This window comes from Microbacterium sp., from assembly GCF_011620665.1.
Classification (GTDB): Bacteria; Actinomycetota; Actinomycetes; order Actinomycetales; family Microbacteriaceae; genus Microbacterium.
Genome location: NZ_WOYQ01000051.1, coordinates 1 through 4,994 on the forward strand (window position 1 = coordinate 1; position 4,994 = coordinate 4,994).

The following is a 4,994-nucleotide window of genomic DNA, read 5'->3' on the forward strand; positions in this document are numbered from 1 at the left end:
TCTTCGACCACCTCGTACCCACCTTCGGCGGCGGCGCGGGCGATTTCGCACCTAGCGGGCCGGAGGGGCTGTTGAAGCTGTTCACGAAGAACGTGCTCGAGACAGCGTGAACGAGGAGCTGACCGAGCACCTCGGGCACGAGAAGAACCGTGCCGGGCCTGACCGTGAGGGTGCGAATGTTCGCGATGGCTCGGACTATCCAGTGCGAGAGCGCGCGGGATGAGTATCGAAGACGCCGGCCGGGTCGTGCGCGCGTCGGACGTCGTCGAGGCGCGTCTTCTGGTCGTCGCGCCACGAGGTCTCGAAGGCACGAGAGGCGTTGGCTCGCCCGACGAAGTTCACCAGTGGGTTGGGCAGGTGGTGCCCTGCGGTCGCATCTAGCACGGAGCGTGCTGCGGTCAGCCGAGCCTCGTCAGGGAGCGATGGGACGGGCGCTGCGTAAACGTTGAGCAGCTGCTGGGTCGGCCGACCACCCACTGCATCCAGGTCCGATTCCCGCAGCGTAGCACCGCCGAGCGTCCGGATCTCTACCGCCGATAGCGGGAGATCGACGTCGAGTCCGCCCGAGGCGAGCACCGCATCGACAGTCGCGTGGTCGAGGGTTGTGAGTGATGCGGTGCCGTTGGCGACGGGCATGGGCGCGGTAGGGTCGGCGTGGATCGACCCCACCTGCGCGTAAGGCAGCACGCCAACGGTGTCCAGCAGAGGCGTCGCGGCCGCGCGCAGCGGTACGAGCTGGGCCTGGGCCGAGTCGAACGCGTCGAGGCTCGCAAAGCGCACATGGGCGACGTGCCTGCCACTGAGGGCGGGCGGCAGCGCAGGGGAATCGGGAAGCCGCAATAGCGCGATCGAGGTCGTAGTGGACTCCGGCAAGCCCGATGCCCAGTCGGCGTACGCGCCCAGGACGTCGGGTGCCGCATCGGCACCGAAGTAGACGCCTCCCCCCGATATCTCGGCATACGGCAGCAGCTCGACCGTCACGGCGGTGACCACGCCGAACCCGACCTTGCCTCCGCGCATCGCCCAGAACAGGTCGGGGTGCGCGTCGCGTGAGACGGTGATCGGCCCGTCGGCTGCGGTCACGACCTCGAACGAGCGCACGTGGTCGGAACTGAAGCCGAAAGACCGGGCGAGCGGGCCGACGCCTCCGCCGAGCAGATAGCCGACGACTCCCACGGCGGGCGATGACCCGCACGGCGCCGCGAGACCGTGAGCAGCGGCCGACGCGACGACGGGTGACCAGGTGCATCCGGCTCCGATGCGAGCGGTGCCGGCCGAGGCGTCCACCTCGACCGTGTCGAGCGCGCGCAGGCTGATCGCAGCGCCGCCTGTGAGCGGGTCTAGGCGGCCGTGCCCGGAGCCCAGCGCGGTGAGCCGCGTGCCCTGTTCGGCGGCGACCGAGACGGCGGATGCGACATCCGTCGCTGTCTGCGCGTCAATGACGACCGACGGCGCAACTTCGACGCCGAGGTCGAAGCCCGCCATGGCATCCGCGTAGCCGGCGTCGCCGGGGGCCAGGACGACCGAGATGCCCGCGCGGCGGAAGGTGTCGATCTTGCTCACCGGAGTGCCTCGGAGGGCGTGGCCGAGCCGGGGCCGATGTACGCGGCGGTGTACGCGTCGATGTCGGTCGGGTGCTCGGCATCGCAGATCGCGGCGATGTATCCGTCGGGGCGCACCAGGATGGCGCCGCCGCGCGCGTCGAGACCGTAACGCGCGGCGACCCGCCTCTCGGGATCTGCGAGGGCGCCACCATCGGTTGTCGGCGCGATCCGGATCGTCTGCGCTCCGGCCGGCACGGCCTGGTCGGGGAACGCGCCGGCCTCGTTGGCGACCAGTACGAGGGCGTATCCCGATCCGCTCGGGTCGCGGTGGGCCAGGGCCGGCCACAGTCCGACCTCGGCGACGGCGCGGACGGAGTCGCCCGCTCGGACGGGACCTCGGTGGCCCGTTTCGCCCAGCGGTGCGTACCGGTACTGGACGGTCATCTGCTCGATCTCATTCGCCATCGAATGGCGCGCGAGCGTCAGCTCCAGGCCCGCTTTCATGAGCAGATCTCGCGCTTCGCGGGCGAAGGGCGAGTTGAGAGTGCCGGCGTGCGTCAGCTCCGTCGTGAATTTGATGACATCGGCGGCCACGGGGTGGCGCTCGGCGTGGTAGCTGTCGAGGAGCTCTTCGCTCGCCTCGCCCTGCATGGCGGCCGCGAGCTTCCAGGTGAGGTTGAAGGCATCCTGGATGCCGGTGTTCATGCCGAGCCCGCCCGCGGGAGAATGGACGTGGGCAGCGTCACCCGCGAGGAACGCGCGGCCCGTGCGGTACCGCGGCACTTGCGCGTGATGGATCTCGAAGATGGTGAGCCACCGCGAGGACTCGATCCTGACGTCCATCTGGCGCTCGTCGACGGACTCCTGAAGCCACCCGAGAGTCGGTTCGCGCGTCTCGGGGGTGTCGGCGGGGATCTGGCAGATCACACGCACCCGCTTGCCCGCCATCGGGAACAGCATCCCGACGGCGTCGCCTGTGGAGAAGAAGATGTGGAACGACTGCTTCTCGTGGGCGAAGTCGGCATCGACGTCGCCCATGAGGAACCGCTCGCCCTTGAAGACGCCCTCGAGCTTCAAGCCCAGGCTGTGCCGTACGGCGCCCTTCGCGCCGTCTGACCCAACGAGCCACTCCACACGCGCGACCTCGGTTGTACCGTCGGGGTGGGTCAGGTTCGCGCGCACCTCGCTCCCGTCCTGCTCGAGGCCCGTGTAGGTCACGCCCCGCTCGATGTCGACGCCGAGCGATGAAAGACGCTCGCGCAGGATGCGTTCGGTGTCGGTCTGCGGAATCGTGATCGAGTACGGAAACGGGCTGTCGATCGTGTCGAAGCCGACGCGTCCGAGTATCGAGCCGTCCGCGTGCATCTCCGCGCCGGTCGTTCTCACGCCGGTAGCCGCGATCTCGGCCAGCACACCGAGCTGATCGAGGAGTTCGAGGGACCGCGCGTGCAGCACGACCGCCCGGGATTCGTCGGTGGGCTCGGGAAGCTTGTCGATGATCCGCACCGCCACACCCCGCCGTGCGAGGTCGACCGCGGCGACCAGTCCGACCGGTCCGGCGCCCACGACGAGGACGTCGGTTGGCGGTTGTGTGGATGCTTCGTCGACCATCGTGCTCTCCTGTATCGGCCGTGCGTTCGGGCGCGGGACTCCTCGTGCGGGGGCCCGGCGGGGTGGGGTGGTACCGCCTGCTTTCGAGGCCAAACTGCTCGACTGCCCATTTTTTTGGTTACTGTACCAAGGTAGGCGTTCTTCGGAAAGAGACACTTGGATGCCAGACCGTCGTGAAGCACTGCTCGACGCCGCCATCGCCGCTGTACGCGAGGGCGGCTATCCGGCGCTCACCCAGACCGGGGTCGCGTCGCGGGCGGGGATGACCCAGGGACACCTGACCTATTACTTCCCGACGCGCAGCGACCTCGTGCGCGCGGTCGCCGAGCGCATCGTGCAGAACCAGTTCGCCCTATTCGTTACCCGTGGGCTCCCGAGCTCGGTGGAGGAGGCGGTGCAGAACGTCACGGCGTTCGCCGTCGCGACCGAGACCACCCGGGCGCTCGCCACACTGATGCTCGCCGCCGATGCCGAGCCGGTGGCGGGCGAGGCCTTCAACGCGCTCGCTTCGGGGATGCGGCAGCGGGCGACCTCGTTGCTCGCCGCGTTGACCGGCGACGTCGATGGGCCCGAGGCCATCGGATCGCACACTCTCGACGGCAGGCTCCTGCACGCGGCCGCGGTCGGCGCCGCGGTGCTCACCCTCGCGGAGGGCGCGAACGCGGACAACGCCGAGACGAGGCGCATGCTCGCGCGCCTGCTCGGGCTGCTGACCTCCGTCGCGGGCGAGCCATCCGAACCAGAAGGCGCATGACGCGCCCCGACCTCGCCGGAGCACCCAGATGAGCCACCACGACCACGCGCTACCGCTCAAGGGTTCCACCTACGGCCCGCAGTACGCGGGATGGACGCCCACCGCCTTCGCGATGCAGGGACTCGGCAATCGGACACTGCTCGACCAGTTCGTCGACGTCGGCGACAGCGTCCGGCTGCACGCCGACGTCTATCTGCCGAAGGTCAAAGGGCGCTATCCCGCCGTCGTCTGCTTCGCCGGCTACAGCACCGAGGGCCACACGGCGGGGCTGCCGACGGGGACGAACGAGATCGGCTCGCCGCCGGTGTTCACCGACCGCGGATACTGCCCCGTCGTCGTCGAGCGTCGCGGCATGGGGCGCTCGACCGGTGAGCAGGTCGTCTTCTTCGACCCGCAGGACGTCGATGATCACGAGAAGGTCATCGCCTGGGCGGCCGAGCAGCCCTGGTGCAACGGCGACGTGGTGCTCTTCGGCACGTCGTACTACGGAATGGTCCAACCGCTGGTGGCCGCACGCAGACCTCCCGCGCTCCGGGCGTTCTTCGCGAACGAACTGTGCACGGCCATCCGCAAGATGACCGAAAACGGCCAGCTGCCCCCCGTCCCCGAGGAGTATGAAGGCAGATCCGCGCAGGAGATCCTCGACTCGCTCACCGCGCGCATCCGCCGCAAGCTCGAAGGCGGAGGGGAGGGTGCGATCCGCTACAGCTCAATCGCAGAACGCCTGGACCAGCTCCGGCAGCGCGTCATCGCCACCGCCGAAGACTCCATCGACTTCCTCACCACCCTCTTCGGTGTGGCCACAGACCTGAAAACTACCGAGCGCGAAGACGAGGACGGCGGAGTCCTCACCGACCTCCCCGATCCACGCGTCGGCATGCTCACGCGCATCTTCGAGGAGCACAAGCCTGACGGCATGATCGTCCTCGTCAGCCAGGTCGTCACCGAAGTCGACGCCCTCGTGCGCCACATCGACAACCCCCACTGGACCTCGAAAGAGGCGTCCAAAAAGGGCGCTTCTGACATGTCGGTGGGTGTTTTCGGAGTGCCGTGATGGCCGCACGCCGCTTCCTGTCTAGGTTTCT

General features: G+C 68.8%; 4 protein-coding genes. 2 read left to right on the top strand and 2 right to left on the bottom strand.

The features are described 5' to 3' along the window. Positions 1-195: 195 nt before the first annotated feature. Both QZV81_RS07095 and QZV81_RS07100 read right to left on the bottom strand, forming a co-directional pair. Positions 196-1,563 (bottom strand): FAD-binding protein, encoded by a 1,368-nt coding sequence (locus QZV81_RS07095; RefSeq protein ID WP_292834905.1) that lies wholly within the window; start codon positions 1,561-1,563, stop codon positions 196-198. Continuing rightward, positions 1,560-3,155, bottom strand: a complete 1,596-nt coding sequence (locus tag QZV81_RS07100; protein WP_292834909.1) for an FAD-dependent monooxygenase — start codon at positions 3,153-3,155, stop codon at positions 1,560-1,562. Before QZV81_RS07100 ends, QZV81_RS07095 begins: the two co-directional genes overlap by 4 nt. Before the next feature lie 160 nt (positions 3,156-3,315). On the opposite strand from QZV81_RS07100, the gene QZV81_RS07105 reads away from it, so the two are divergent. Together QZV81_RS07105 and QZV81_RS07110 are read left to right on the top strand one after the other, a co-directional pair. Continuing rightward, positions 3,316-3,909 (top strand): TetR/AcrR family transcriptional regulator, encoded by a 594-nt coding sequence (locus tag QZV81_RS07105; RefSeq protein ID WP_292834912.1) that lies wholly within the window; start codon positions 3,316-3,318, stop codon positions 3,907-3,909. A gap of 28 nt (positions 3,910-3,937) precedes the next feature. Further along, complete coding sequence (locus QZV81_RS07110; RefSeq protein WP_292834916.1) at positions 3,938-4,963, top strand: CocE/NonD family hydrolase; 1,026 nt, start codon at positions 3,938-3,940, stop codon at positions 4,961-4,963. Positions 4,964-4,994: the final 31 nt, after the last annotated feature.